Genomic DNA, 13035 nt, shown 5'->3' with positions numbered 1-13035 from the left:
GACCGGGTCAGTACGGGCGAACGTCAGGCGCCGCGGCGCTTCGACCGGGAATCCGACGACCCGGGCGCACCCGCGTCGTCGTCCTCCTCTTCGTCGTACAGATCCACGTACTGTGCGTACGGGTCGTCCTGCTCATCGTCCTCGAAGCGTTCGCCGTTCGGCGACTCGTTCGATGTCGATGCGCCCAGCTCCTCGGCCAGGCGCGATAGGTCTGTCCCGCCAGTGTTGTACTTCAGCTGGCGGGCGACCTTCGTCTGCTTGGCCTTGGCCCGGCCGCGCCCCATGGCTCGACCCCCTCAACGACGGGGCTCGACGGCCCCAGAGTCTTGACACGCGTTCATGGTTCATAGCGGCCTCTCGAGCGAGAGACCGGTACTCAGGGCTTCAACGGTACCTGCTTCCGCCGCCGTACGGTACGTCGCCCGCATGACGCGGCCGCCGTCCGACGCGCCCGTCGACCCTTCTCGTGCTGGTCAGTGGCGATTTTACCTTCCTGTAGCGGAGGGACCCGCCGCGGGGTGGTGAGACCACTGTCACGATGGCTCCCTCCGCTGCCCACCGGCCCTGTTCCCGGGAGTCCTCAGCGGCCCATGCGCTGTTCGGCGAGCCGGTCCGCGGCGGCGACCGGAGGCACGCCGTCGGCTTCGGCCCGCTCGAAAATGGCCATCGTCGTCGCGTGGATCTTCTCCGCCTTTGCCTTCGCACGTGCGAAATCGAAGCCGTGGAGCTCGTCCGCGACCTGGATCACGCCACCCGCGTTGACCACGTAGTCGGGCGCGTAGAGGATGCCGCGCTCGGCCAGGTCCTTCTCCACGCCGGGGTGCGCGAGCTGGTTGTTGGCGGCGCCGCAGACGGCCGCGGCGGTGAGCACCGGCACCGTCTCCTCGTTCAGCGCGCCGCCCAGGGCGCATGGCGCGTACAGGTCCAGCCCCTCGGTGCGGATCAGCGCGTCGGTGTCGGCGGCGGCCGACACCGGGGCACCCGGGTGCGCCGCCAGCACGGTGCGTACCGACTCCTCGCGGACGTCCGTGACCACCACCCGGGCCCCGTCCTCCAGCAGGTGTCCCACCAGGTGCTTGCCGACCTTGCCGACCCCCGCGACGCCGACCAGCCGGCCGCGCAGCGTGGGTGCGCCCCACAGTTGCTGCGCGCAGGCCCGCATGCCCTGGAAGACGCCGAAGGCGGTCAGCACGGAGGAGTCGCCGGCGCCGCCGCTCTCGGGCGAGCGGCCGGTCGTCCAGCGGCACTCCCGGGCCACGACGTCCATGTCCTGCACATAGGTGCCGACGTCGCAGGCGGTGACATAGCGCCCGCCCAGGGAGGCGACGAACCGGCCGTACGCACGCAGCAGGGCTTCGGTCTTGATCTGCTCGGGATCGCCGATGATCACCGCCTTGCCGCCGCCGTGGTCGAGACCGGCCAGCGCGTTCTTGTAGGACATCCCGCGCGCGAGGTTCAGCGCGTCGAGCACCGCGGCCTGCTCGGGGTCGGCCGAGCCCGGGTAGGCGTGGAAGCGGGTGCCGCCCAGTGCCGGGCCGAGTGCGGTGGAGTGCAGCGCGATGACGGCCTTCAGGCCGCTGGGCCGGTCCTGGCAGAGCACGACCTGCTCGTGTCCGCCCTGTTCGGAGCGGAAGAGCGTGCTGATGACCGGGTCCCCGGCGGGGGCTCCGGCGGGAACGCTTGCAGAAGGTGATACCTCGATCACGGTAGTGACTCCTGGAATCGCGTCGTAGCCCTCGGCGGACGCGCCGCTTGTGGCAGTCGTAGCCCGCGGAGGGCCGGTCGGGATGCAGCGTACGACCTGCGCGTCACGGGCACGTTGCGGTCCCACGATCGGGGTAGTCAACTGTCTTCCAGGCTCGCTCATGAGACCGGCAAGTGGAGGCGTGGAGCTTGGAGGCAATGCGTGGCTGAGAATGCGTCCGCCGTCGTCCCGTACGCGGCGTACCTGCGGGTCTACGAACCGCTGGCGGCCTTTCCCGAGCCGGAGCGCTCGCACTGGATCGCGTATGCGAAACAGCGGCGCCTCCCGACCGCGCAGGACGAAATCCGCCGCGCCCTGGCGGATTTGATCCCGGTGCCGCCCGTGGCGGTGCCGGTCGGCGAGAGCGCCGAGGCGTTCGTGACGGAGGTGGACGGCGTGACGTGCGTCTGCCCCTGGCGCACCCGGCTGCGGAGCTGGCAGGCCCTGGCCGCCCTCACCCAGGCCGCCGAGGACCGTGAGATCGACCTGCCGCAGTCGGTGCTGGACGCCGCGCTGCCGCCCGTGGTGCGGCGGCAGGCCGTGGCCGACTACGAGCAGTGGCGGGAGCGCAACCCCGACGCACGGCCCTGGATCCGTACCGCGCTGTGGCATGTGCCGGTGCGCTGGTTCGTTCTCTTCGAGGACGAAGAAAGGGAGTTTGCGAAGCCGGAATCCGGTCAGGAGAGCGGACAGCAGTTCGTTTTCCGTTATCGCACGCCCATGGTCCAGGCGAGGCGCCGCCTCGCCCGCGGTCTGAAGGTGCTCCGCGAGGAACTGGAGGAGGGACCGCTCGTCGAGGGACTGATCGACGTGGGCCGCTGGCTGGAGGAGTTCCATCCGCGCTCCCTGGTCGAGCTGGACTACGGCGGGCTGGCCCACGCCATCCCCGAGGAGCAGTTGGCGGGCGACCGCTCCGCCGCCGATGTCGCGGAGGGCCTCGCGGCCCTCCGGGCCGGCGACGGCGAGCGGGCCGGTGCGGCCTACGAGCGGCTGACAGCGCGCTGGAGGGCGGTTCGCCAGCTCCAGTACGCGAGCTGAGGCACGCCCCCCCCTGCCGGGCGCCCGGGGCCCCTCCCGGGCCCGGGGCCGGGGGGAGAGGCGGCCGTCCGGAGCGGGCTCCGTGGGAGGAGTGGGACCTACGTCCCGAACCGGGTGATTGCCTCAAGCGTGACGGATTGCACTTAAACGGGTCTTGCTCTCAGAGCTACCCCTCGTGTCAAAATAGGACAAGGAGTCCGCACGGGACTCCTTCCGTTCAACTAAGGGCGGATAGATCGGTATTGCGCTCCTTGACGGGTCTGATGCCCCTTGCCCCCTGTTGTGACTGATCGTCACAGGGGGGTGACTGTCCGCTATGGGACGGTCCATCGGCTTCCGCCGAGGTTGAACACCTGAGAGGGCAATTCCATCGGTTTGGCCGACGTGGCTGGACAGATGGTGTAGTTGTAGTGCCGAGGACAAGCCGTTCGTCCTATAACCGACTCGGCTCGCGTCCGCCATATCGGGCAACGCGGGTCAAGGTGCAGAATTTAGAGGAAAGAACCGTGATGGTTCGGTTCTCCCGAGGAGGCCGCTCATGACCGCTCGCACCCCTGATACCGAGCCGCTGCTGACCCCGGCTGAGGTTGCCACGATGTTCCGCGTGGACCCCAAGACGGTCACGCGCTGGGCAAAGGCGGGCAAGCTCACGTCCATCCGCACGCTCGGAGGGCACCGCCGCTACCGCGAAGCGGAGGTTCGCGCCCTGCTCGCGGGTATCCCGCAGCAGCGCAGCGAAGCCTGATCAGGGTTCCTGAGCAGGCGCAACAGCACCACACAGGGGCGATTTCCGGGGCCCCCACCCCGCGATCCGCCCACTGCGCACCATGCGGCCGAACCGCTGCCCCAACAGCGGCTCTCCGTTGATCGCGCTGGACTCCGCCGGGTCCAGCGCGATCTTTTTGTGTCTGCGAACACGCGCACCGAACCGCTGCACCGGGGCCGTTCGAGGAGCGCGCCGGAGCCGGCGGGCCGGGTGCCGCGCGCTTCGACGGGCGTCGCCGCGCGCTTCGACGGGCATCTCTGAGCGGTTGTGCGCGCGGCTGTGCGGTCCGTTCCGCACCTGGTGCAATTGCACATATTAAATTGAGGCAGTCTGAGGGGGCCTCAAGTTCCCGGACGATACGGGCAGTCCAGGTGACACCCGTCACACCGAGGAGGTGTTGTAGTGATCACTCTCGGTGCGGTAGTGCACCAACGGCGGTGCCTCGTCCGTCACTTGTGTTTCCGGTCGGCCTTCCCGGGGGCCGCCATCGCCAGCCGCAGCAGCCGGTGGCAGAGCGGGCAGTGCCGGGTCGCATGACGCCGCCGCCCCGCGGCCGCGAGATGGGCCCGCAGGAGTGCCCGCGCTTCCTGCCGCGCTCCGTGCGCGGATTCCTCGATCACGGGTCACCTCCTCCCGTGCCAGGACTACCCCCCGCACCCGGGGCCGTCAAACATCGGCGGAGGTTTCGGGTTGCCGGGCCCTCGGGTCGGCGAGGACTCCGCAGTGGAGCCGGCGAACGCCAGAGGGCCCGGCAGTCGACGACTGCCGGGCCCTCCAATGGATGCGGTCCTGACGGGATTTGAACCCGCGGCCTCCACCTTGACAGGGTGGCGAGCACTCCAAACTGCTCCACAGGACCTCGCGAGATGGAACTCTACAGCAGGTCAGGGGCCAGGGGCGAACTCACTCCGAGTGGCCTGCCGGTCACCCACCGGCAGTCTGCTCCCTCACGGGGCCGCGGCGTCCACCGCCTTCACGATCCGCTTGTCGGAGACCGGGTACGCCGTGCCCAGAGCATGGGCGAAATAGCTGACCCGCAGTTCCTCGATCATCCACCGGACCTCCCGCGCCGCCTGCGGCACCGCGCGCCCCGGAGGGAACTGCTCCAGCAGCCAGAGGTATTCGTCCCGCATCTCGTGCACCTTGGCCATCCGCGTCCGGTCCCGTTCCCCATGGTGCGGGAGCTGCTGGAGGCGCCGGTCGGCGGCGACGAGGTAGCGCATCAGATGCGGGAGCCGCGCCGCACCGTGCTCGGCCACGAACCCCGGTTTGATCAGCTCCGCGAGCTGCTGCCGGACGTCCGCGACGGAGCCGGCCAGCACCGGGCTGGTCGTCGCGCGGAGCCGGCCCTCGCACGAGTGCCAGGCCGCCAGCACCTCCTGCACCTGCTGCACCGTGCGCAGCGTCGCGTCCACCACGTCCGTACGGACGGCGTCGAACAGCTTGCGGAAGGACTCCTCGTCCCAGGCCGGTCCGCCGTGCGCCGCCACCAGCCGGTCCACCGTGGCCGCCACACAGTCCTCGAACAGCGCCTGCACGCTGCCGTGCGGCGACCGGGAGAGGGCCAGCTTCTGCTGATTGCCCAGCTTCGACTGGGCGAACTTCGCCGGGTCGGAGGGCAGATTCAGCATGATCAGGCGCCGGGTGCCGCGCCACATCGCGGTGTGCTGCTCCGCCTCGGTGTCGTACAGCCGCACGGCCACCGAGGAGCCCTCGTCCACCAGCGCCGGGTACGCCTTCACCGGCTGGCCGGCGCGCCGGGTCTCGAAGGTGCGGGGGAGCGGCCCCAGCGTCCACTGCGTCAGACCCGTGCGCTGCAGCGCCGGAGCCTCCGCCGGCGCCCCCTCGCGGGGCGCAGCGCCGTCCTCAGCGGCCTTGCGCTCCTTCTTGCGCGCGGCCCGCGCGGACGAGTCGAACGCCCGGGAGATCGCCGTCTGCGTCTGCGACTTGAGCCGGATCTGCAGCGCCTCGACGTCCTTGCCCTCCGCCAGGGTGCGGCGCCGCTCGTCGGTGACCCGGAAGGTGACCTTCAGATGGTCGGGCACCTTGGCCGGATCGAAGTCCTGGGCCGCCAGGGGGACCCCGACCATCCGCTGCAGCTCCCGCGCCAGCGTCCACACCAGCGGCTCGGGCTGCGGCGCGGTGCGCCGCAGGAACTCCCTGGCATGGTCGGGAGCGGGGACGTAATGCCGCCGGATCGCCTTGGGCAGCGAGCGGATCAGCTCGGTGACCAGGTCCTGGCGCAGCCCGGGGATCTGCCAGTCGAAGCCCTCGCCGGTGACCTGGTTCAGCACCTGGAGCGGTACGTGCACGGTCACCCCGTCCGCGTCCGTGCCCGGCTCGAACTGGTACGTCACCGGCAGCGCGAGGCCGCCCTGCCGCCACACGTCCGGGTAGTCGGCGGCGGAGACCTCCTCGGCCCGCTCGCTGATGAGCATCGACTTCTCGAAGTTCAGCAGGTCGGGCTCTTCGCGGCGCTTCTTCTTCCACCAGGAGTCGAAGTGCGCCCCGGAGACGACGTGGTCCGGCACCCGCTGGTCGTAGAAGTCGTACAGCGTCTCGTCGTCCACCAGGATGTCGCGGCGCCGGGCGCGGTGCTCCAGGTCCTCGACCTCGTCCAGCAGCTTGCGGTTGTCGTGGAAGAACTGGTGGTGGGTCCGCCAGTCGCCCTCCACCAGCGCGTTGCGCAGGAACAGGTCGCGCGAGGTCTCCGCGTCGATCCGGCCGTAGTCCACCTTCCGCTGGGCCACGACCGGCACGCCGTAGAGCGTCACCCGCTCGTACGCCACCACCGACGCCTGCTTCTGCTCCCAGTGCGGCTCGCTGTAGGTGCGTTTGACCAGATGCTGCGCCAGCGGCTCGATCCACTCGGGCTCGATCCGCGCGTTGACCCGCGCCCACAGCCGCGAGGTCTCCACCAGCTCGGCGGACATCACCCAGCGCGGCGGTTTCTTGAACAGCGCGGACCCGGGGAAGACCGCGAACTTGGCGCCGCGCGCCCCCAGATACTCGTTCTTGCCGGAGTCCTTCCCGCCCTCCAGCCCGCCGCCCTTCAGCCCGACGTGCGAGAGCAGACCCGCCAGCAGCGACCGGTGGACGGCGTCGGGCGCCGCCTCCTGCCCGGCACCCTGCTCCGGCCCGCGGCCCCCGGCGGACTGGACCTTCATCGTCCTGGCGACCTGGCGGAGCTGACCGTGGATGTCCTGCCACTCGCGTATCCGCAGGTAGTTGAGGAACTCCGCCTTGCACATCCGGCGGAAAGCGGAGGACGACAGCTCGCGCTGCTGCTCGCGCACATAGCGCCACAGGTTGAGGAACGCCAGGAAGTCGCTGGTCTCGTCCTTGAACCGGGCGTGCTGCTGGTCGGCCTGCTGCTGCTTGTCCGAGGGCCGCTCCCGCGGATCCTGGATGGAGAGCGCCGCCGCGATCACCATCACCTCGTGCAGGCAGCCGTTCCGGTCGGCCTCCAGCACCATCCGGGCCAGCCGCGGGTCGACGGGGAGCTGGGACAGCTTGCGGCCCAGCGGCGTCAGCTTCCGCGTCTTCGCCTCCAGCGCGCCCAGCTCCTCCAGGAGCTGCACGCCCGCCTTGATGCTGCGGTGGTCCGGCGGATCGAGGAACGGGAACTTCTCGATGTCCCCCAGCCCCGCGGCCGTCATCTGCAGAATCACCGACGCCAGGTTCGTCCGCAGGATCTCCGGGTCGGTGAACTCGGGCCGCGCGAGGAAGTCCTCCTCCGCGTAGAGCCGGATGCAGATGCCGTCCGACGTCCGGCCGGAGCGGCCTTTGCGCTGGTCGGCACTCGCCTGGCTGACCCGCTCGATCGGCAGCCGCTGCACCTTGGTGCGGTGGCTGTAGCGCGAGATACGGGCGGTGCCCGGATCGATCACGTACTTGATGCCCGGGACCGTCAGCGACGTCTCCGCCACGTTCGTCGCCAGCACGATCCGGCGCCCGGAATGCGGCTGGAAGACCCGGTGCTGCTCGGCGTTGGAGAGCCGCGCGTACAGCGGCAGCACCTCGGTGCCGCCCCCGGGGCGCGGGCCCTGGCCGCGGGCGAACTTCTTCTCCAGCGCGTCCGCCGTGTCCCGGATCTCCCGCTCCCCGGAGAGGAAGACCAGGACGTCGCCGGGGCCTTCGGCCTGGAGCTCGTCCACCGCGTCGCAGATGGCCGTGACCTGGTCGCGGTCGCCGCCGCTGCTCCCTGCGGCCTCGCCGTCCTCCCCTTCGGCGCCGCTTCCGGACGCCTCCTCCAGGGGGCGGTAGCGCACCTCGACCGGATACGTCCGGCCGCTGACCTCCACGATCGGCGCGTCCCCGAAGTGCCGCGAGAACCGCTCCGGATCGATGGTGGCCGAGGTGATGATCACCTTCAGGTCCGGCCGCTTGGGCAGCAGCTGCGCCAGGTACCCCAGCAGGAAGTCGATGTTCAGGGAGCGCTCGTGCGCCTCGTCGATGATCAGCGTGTCGTACTGGCGCAGCTCGCGGTCCTGCTGGATCTCCGCCAGCAGGATGCCGTCCGTCATCAGCTTGACCAGCGTGTGGTCCTGCACCTGGTCGGTGAAGCGCACCTTCCAGCCGACCGCTTCGCCGAGCTGCGAGCCCAGCTCCTCGGCCACCCGCTCGGCGACCGTGCGCGCCGCGATCCGGCGCGGCTGGGTGTGGCCGATCACACCGCGCTCGCCGCGGCCCAGCTCCATGCAGATCTTCGGGATCTGGGTCGTCTTGCCGGAGCCCGTCTCGCCCGCGATGATCACCACCTGGTGGTCGCGGACGGCGGCGAGGATCTCGTCCTTCTTCTGGCTGACGGGGAGCTGCTCGGGATAGGTGATCGGCGGCACCGCCGCGCGGCGGGCCGCCACGCGCAGCTCGGAGGCGTCCATCGCCGCGGAGATCTCCGCGAGCACGGCCGCGCGGGCCTCCCCTTTGCGGATCTTCCGGGCGCCCGCGAGTCGGCGGCCCAGCCGGTGCTGGTCGCCGAGCATCAGGTGCGGGAGGCGCTTCGACAGCTCCTGGGGGGAGGGGGCGGGGGTCTGGGTGGAAGTCGACATACCACGTCAAGGATCGCACCCCCGGAGAGCGGGTGGCGAACGGTTTGCAACCGGGGGCGCCGCTTCCGCGTCGCTGTACCCGAAGGACACCGGCCCCGTCCCGCCCGGACGGGGTCCGCCGGCGCAGCTCACGCGGAGGGGTATTGGCCCGCTGCGGGGCGCGGTGGACGGGACGGACGGGGGACCGAGGTGCGGGGGACCGAGGTGGGCGGAGGGCGTACGCGCCGCCGCCGCAGGCGGTGGGTGGCGCGGGGCGCGGTGCCCGAGCCCCGGGCCGCGGGCCGGTACGCGGGCGGACTGCGCGGGCTGCCGGGGACGGTGCAGTCGGTCCACGACGCGGCGCCCATCCCGGACCCGTGCTGCCCCGGCTCCCGTGAACCGGGCATCCGGCGCGCCCTCGCGGAATCCGGGAAGCATCACCTCCCCACCGACGGGAACCACCACCTCCCCACCGAGCGGCAAGAGAGCGGCACGCACTGATGACATCCACGGGGCACGCCGGCGCGGGCAGCACCGACGCGAGGACCACCGACGCGAGGACCACCGACATCGGGGCCGGCGGCGGCGCGGGCTCCACCGGCGCGGGGACCGCAGGCAGCGACGCCGAGGAGCGGGCCTACCGGACAGCGGCCGAGCACGGCGACGCGGCGGACCAGCACGTGTACGCGGAATTCCTCGTCGGCAGGGGGCGCGTGGACGACGCGGTCCGCTGGCTGGAGGAGGCGGCCAGGGGCGGCGATCCGCGGGCCGCACGGCTGCGTGCGGTCACCGCGAAGGACCGGGGCCAGTACACCGTCGCCGCATACTGGTACCGCACCGCCGCCGAGCGGGACGGCGCCTGCGCCTTCGGCCTCGCCGAACTGCTCTGGGAGCGGCTCGACGACCGCGAGGGCGCCGCCGAGTGGTACGCGCGGGGCGCGGCCCTCGGCAGTGTCGAGTGCCGCACCAACGGCGCCCTGCTCCTGCTCAGCCAGGGCCGCAGCAGTGAGGCCGAGGTGGAACTGGCGCGGGCGGCCCCGCACGACCATGTGGCCGGCCGGATCGAGCAGCGGATGGCCGAACTGGGCGAGCGGATCGACCTCCACCGCGCCCGGATCCTGGAACTCACCGCGCTCCTCGGGCTGCCGCCCGAGGAGCGCCCCGCCGACCTGCCCGAGCGCGTGGCGGAGTTCCTGGTGGACGCCGAGGAGTGCGCGCCCTTCAGCGAACTGCACACCGAGCCGGAGTGGTTCACCTCCTACCCGTCCTTCCTGCCCGAAGCGGAGAAGGCGTACGTGGAGGCGCGCGCGCTCGGCAACCCGCGTACCGATCAATGGCACGCGCTCCTGTACTACAACCTCGACCGGTACGAGGACGCCTGCCGGGTGCTGGCGGACGGACTGCGCCGCCACCCGGACTCCCGGCTGCTCTACCGCTCCCTCAGCGCCGTGCACTTCCAGTACGGCGAACTGTCGGAGTACGAGGCGTCGCTGCGGCCCGGCGCCGAGGCCGGTGACCGCATCCAGCAGCGGCGGCTGGGCGACCTGTGCCGCGAGCAGTGGCGCACGGCCGAGGCCCGCCGCTGGCTGGAGGCGGCCGAAGCGGGCGCCGACGGCGACGACGACCCGTACGAGGCCGCCGCCGACTCCCTCGCGAAACTGGAAGAGGACGAGCGCACCGCCCCGCCCGCGCTCTCCGCCGCGGAGGAGTCCCGGCTGCCCGCGCTGCACGCGGCGGCCCGGACCGGCGACCAGGCGGCCGAGCTCGAACTCGGCCGCCTGGCGGAGAAACTGCACCGCTACCCGGAAGCCGTGGGGCACTACCGGCGCGCCGCTGCGGCACCTGATGCGTCCGCTTCCGCGGTCGACGGGGGAGCGGGCGGTGCGGAGCAGGCGCGGGGCGCGGGCCGGAACGGTGGGGAAGACGGGTCCCCGGCCGCCGTCGCCTCCCCGGCCTCCCTCGCCTCCCCGGCCGCCGTCGCCGCGTACGCGCTCGGTCGCATGCTGTACGAGGAGTGCGGGGCGCACGAGAAGGCCGTCGTCCCGCTCTACCTCCCCGCGGCCAGGGCGGGCGACCTGGACGCCGTCGAGGGACTGGGCGCGCTGTACGTCCGGTTGGACGACCCGCTCGCAGCCGAACCGTGGCTGCGCAGGGCGGCCAGGTTCGGCCGGCCCGAGGCCGCGGGCTGGATCGGCAACCGGGTCGGGGACAGCTACGGCGACATGGAGGAGGCGGTCCGCTGGTGGACGCGTGCCGCCAAGGGCGGGAAGGTCTGGTACGGCTGGCGCGCCGGTAAGCAACTCGTCCGGTGGCGGCGGTACGAGGAGGCCGAGGCCCTGCTGCGGCTCGCCTGGACGGGCCGCGAGGAACAGGAGGCGCTGCACGAGGCCGCCTACTGGCTGGCACGGGCCCTGCGCGGCCAGGCGCGTACCGCCGAGGCGGTGGAATGGCTGCGCACCGCCCGGGAGGTTCACCCTCTCGTGCGGCTCGGCTACAGCGGCTTCATGCTCACCTCGCTCTTCGACCCCAGCATGGAGCTGGCGGAGCTGCTGGTGGACGAGATCGCGACGCCCGAGGCGTACGAGGAGGCCGCGGCGCTGCTCGCCGCCGTGCCGGAGACGTCCCCGAAGCACCGCGCCGCCCGGGACCTGCTGGCCCGCGTGCCGGAGCAGGGCTGAAGCGGAGGCGTTGCCGCGGCCCATGTGCCGCCCTCCGGGGTGACCGGCGGGGCGACCGCGCCCCGTTAGGCTGGCCGCATGCACGGTGGCGCACGGACGGTACGAGGCACGGGGCGGGCCGCCGCCGTCCTCGTGACGCTGCTGCTGGCACTGTGCGGGACCGTGCAGCTCGCGGGCGCGCGCGGTGCGCAGCCCGCCGGGGCCGAATCCGGCACCGGGCAAGCTCTCCAGGCGGCCCGGACCGCGGTGGCCGCCCCGTACACCGCCGGCCCGGAAGTGCCGTACGCGGCTGAGGCTGTGCGGTACGCCGCGGCGCCGTCCGCCGGCTCCGGCGACCGCGTGGTCTCCGCCTCCGACGACGCGGATCCGCACCACTGTCACCGCTCGAAGGGCGGCGGCGGTGCGCTTCCGGCGGCGCCTGTCGGCAGTCGGCAACTCCTGTCCCTGGCGCTCCCGGTCTGCCTCATCCCGCAGTCGCACAGCGCGATCGGCGCGGCGCACGCCAGACCGCCCGTGCGCGGTCCCGCGCCGATACCGCCCCCCACCCCTGTCGAACTCTCCGTCCTGCGCGTGTAGCCGCGCCCCTCGGCGCGGTGTCCCCGCGCGTCCGCACGGAGCGGACGCGCACGTTTCCCGCGCCGAGTTCCGGACCACCGCATTCCGCATTCGCGACAGGAGACGTTCGCATGCCCCCGACCGACCCCAGCAGCCCCACCGAGCCGTCCGGGCCGTCCGAGCCGTCCGGGCCCCCGAAGGGCGAGGCCGCCGCCTCCCCGAAGCCGGATCCGAAGCCGGGCCCGAAGTCCGAGCCGAAGCCGTCCCCGAAGCCCGAGCCGAGGCCGAAATCGGGGGCGAAGTCGAAGGCGGGGGCAAAGCCGAAGGCGGGGGCGAAGCCGAAGGCGGGGGCGAAGCCGGCTCCGAAGGCCCCGGCGCCGGCCCGCTCCCGCAAGGGCGTCGTCATCGGCGCACTCGTCGCCGTCGCGGCGCTCCTGGCGGGCTGGCTGTCGCAGTACGCCGTGGGCGGGGACTCCACCGGTCCGCGCGCGGGAGGCGACTCCGGCAACGCCACCGCCGAGGAGCGCTCCGACAACACCGCGGCCGGAGACCCGGCGCTGTTGAAGCTGGCCCGCCGCACCGCGGACGACCCGTTCGCGCGAGGCGCCGAGGACGCCCCCGTCGTACTGATCGAGTACGCCGACTTCGGCTGCTCGTTCTGCGGCAAGTTCGCACGGGACACCGAGCCGAAGCTGGTCCGGAAGTACGTGGACAAGGGGCTGCTGCGCATCGAATGGCGCAACTTCCCCGTCTTCGGCGAGGGCTCCGAGCGCGCCGCACTCGCCGGGTACGCGGCGGGCCGGCAGGGCCGGTTCTGGCAGTTCTACGACGCCGTCTACGCAGACAAGGGCAACGAGAAGAGCTCCTTCGAGGACGGGCACCTGCGAGAGCTCGCCGAGCAGGCAGGTGTGCCGGACCTCGACCGCTTCGACCGCGACCGTGCGAGCGAGGCTGCCAGGAAGCTGCTGGAGAAGGACCGCACCGAGGCGTACGGACTGGGCGCCGCGGCCACCCCGGCCTTCCTCGTCAACGGTCGGCCGATCGCGGGGGCGCAGCCGGACGAGGTGTTCACCGACGCGATCGAACGCGCGGCGGCGGCAGCGGAGAAGTCCGGGAAGCGGCCGGATGACGCGTCCGGTGAGTCGTCCGGCCAGTCGTCCGGCCAGTCGTCCGACGGGAAGTCCGACGGGAAGTCGGGCTCGCGCGGGGATCAGGACTGATGAA

Annotated in this window: 10 protein-coding genes and 1 tRNA gene; 6 read left to right on the top strand and 5 right to left on the bottom strand. The window is 72.2% G+C overall.

What is annotated here, in order from left to right; genetic code table 11:
• Window positions 1-23: 23 nt before the first annotated feature.
• Together BMX65_RS04885 and BMX65_RS04880 are read right to left on the bottom strand one after the other, a co-directional pair.
• Window positions 24-284 carry a DUF3073 domain-containing protein gene (locus tag BMX65_RS04885; protein WP_074998908.1) on the bottom strand — a complete coding sequence of 87 codons (261 nt, stop codon included), beginning with the start codon at window positions 282-284 and terminating at the stop codon, window positions 24-26.
• 296 nt (window positions 285-580) lie between these two features.
• Window positions 581-1705: a Leu/Phe/Val dehydrogenase gene (locus BMX65_RS04880; RefSeq protein WP_074998907.1), complete on the bottom strand. Its 1125-nt coding sequence runs from the start codon at window positions 1703-1705 to the stop codon at window positions 581-583.
• 201 nt (window positions 1706-1906) lie between these two features.
• Here BMX65_RS04880 and BMX65_RS04875 point away from each other — a divergent pair, with 201 nt between their 5' ends.
• Both BMX65_RS04875 and bldC read left to right on the top strand, forming a co-directional pair.
• Complete coding sequence (locus BMX65_RS04875; protein ID WP_074998906.1) at window positions 1907-2782, top strand: DUF8083 family protein; 876 nt, start codon at window positions 1907-1909, stop codon at window positions 2780-2782.
• Between the two features lie 538 nt (window positions 2783-3320).
• Window positions 3321-3527 carry a developmental transcriptional regulator BldC gene (bldC, locus tag BMX65_RS04870; protein ID WP_019355084.1) on the top strand — a complete coding sequence of 69 codons (207 nt, stop codon included), beginning with the start codon at window positions 3321-3323 and terminating at the stop codon, window positions 3525-3527.
• 470 nt (window positions 3528-3997) lie between these two features.
• Here bldC and BMX65_RS32705 read toward each other — a convergent pair whose 3' ends face one another.
• The 3 genes from BMX65_RS32705 to hrpA form a co-directional block, all read right to left on the bottom strand.
• Window positions 3998-4168 carry a DUF6274 family protein gene (locus BMX65_RS32705; RefSeq protein ID WP_177214191.1) on the bottom strand — a complete coding sequence of 57 codons (171 nt, stop codon included), beginning with the start codon at window positions 4166-4168 and terminating at the stop codon, window positions 3998-4000.
• 164 nt (window positions 4169-4332) lie between these two features.
• Window positions 4333-4407 (bottom strand) — tRNA-Asp (locus BMX65_RS04865).
• Between the two features lie 88 nt (window positions 4408-4495).
• Window positions 4496-8533: an ATP-dependent RNA helicase HrpA gene (gene hrpA / locus BMX65_RS04860; RefSeq protein WP_420856819.1), complete on the bottom strand. Its 4038-nt coding sequence runs from the start codon at window positions 8531-8533 to the stop codon at window positions 4496-4498.
• A 324-nt stretch (window positions 8534-8857) separates the two neighbouring features.
• Here hrpA and BMX65_RS04855 point away from each other — a divergent pair, with 324 nt between their 5' ends.
• The 4 genes from BMX65_RS04855 (at window position 8858) to BMX65_RS04840 (ending at window position 13031) form a co-directional block, all read left to right on the top strand.
• A complete protein-coding gene (locus tag BMX65_RS04855) occupies window positions 8858-9079 on the top strand; it encodes a hypothetical protein (protein WP_177214190.1) in 222 nt (73 codons plus the stop codon).
• Window positions 9079-11256 carry a sel1 repeat family protein gene (locus BMX65_RS04850; RefSeq protein WP_074998903.1) on the top strand — a complete coding sequence of 726 codons (2178 nt, stop codon included), beginning with the start codon at window positions 9079-9081 and terminating at the stop codon, window positions 11254-11256. Before BMX65_RS04855 ends, BMX65_RS04850 begins: the two co-directional genes overlap by 1 nt.
• Window positions 11257-11334: 78 nt before the next feature.
• Entirely contained in the window at window positions 11335-11832 is a 498-nt protein-coding gene (locus BMX65_RS31890) for a hypothetical protein (protein WP_143081806.1), read from the top strand.
• Window positions 11833-11942: 110 nt separating this feature from the next.
• Window positions 11943-13031, top strand: a complete 1089-nt coding sequence (locus tag BMX65_RS04840) for a DsbA family protein (RefSeq protein WP_239502145.1) — start codon at window positions 11943-11945, stop codon at window positions 13029-13031.
• The last annotated feature ends 4 nt before the right edge of the window (window positions 13032-13035 follow it).

Source organism: Streptomyces qinglanensis (assembly GCF_900111245.1).
GTDB classification, from domain to species: domain Bacteria; phylum Actinomycetota; class Actinomycetes; order Streptomycetales; family Streptomycetaceae; genus Streptomyces; species Streptomyces qinglanensis.
Note: the sequence above shows the minus strand (reverse complement) of the source record. Positions and strands in the feature narration are given on the sequence as shown.

Coding starts and splice junctions, on each gene's coding strand:
- BMX65_RS04850 (WP_074998903.1), top strand. CDS start 9,079: ATGACATCCACGGGGCACGCCGGCGCGGGCAGCACCGACGCGAGGACC.
- BMX65_RS04885 (WP_074998908.1), bottom strand. CDS start 284: ATGGGGCGCGGCCGGGCCAAGGCCAAGCAGACGAAGGTCGCCCGCCAG.
- BMX65_RS31890 (WP_143081806.1), top strand. CDS start 11,335: ATGCACGGTGGCGCACGGACGGTACGAGGCACGGGGCGGGCCGCCGCC.
- hrpA (WP_420856819.1), bottom strand. CDS start 8,533: ATGCTCGGCGACCAGCACCGGCTGGGCCGCCGACTCGCGGGCGCCCGG.
- BMX65_RS04840 (WP_239502145.1), top strand. CDS start 11,943: ATGCCCCCGACCGACCCCAGCAGCCCCACCGAGCCGTCCGGGCCGTCC.
- bldC (WP_019355084.1), top strand. CDS start 3,321: ATGACCGCTCGCACCCCTGATACCGAGCCGCTGCTGACCCCGGCTGAG.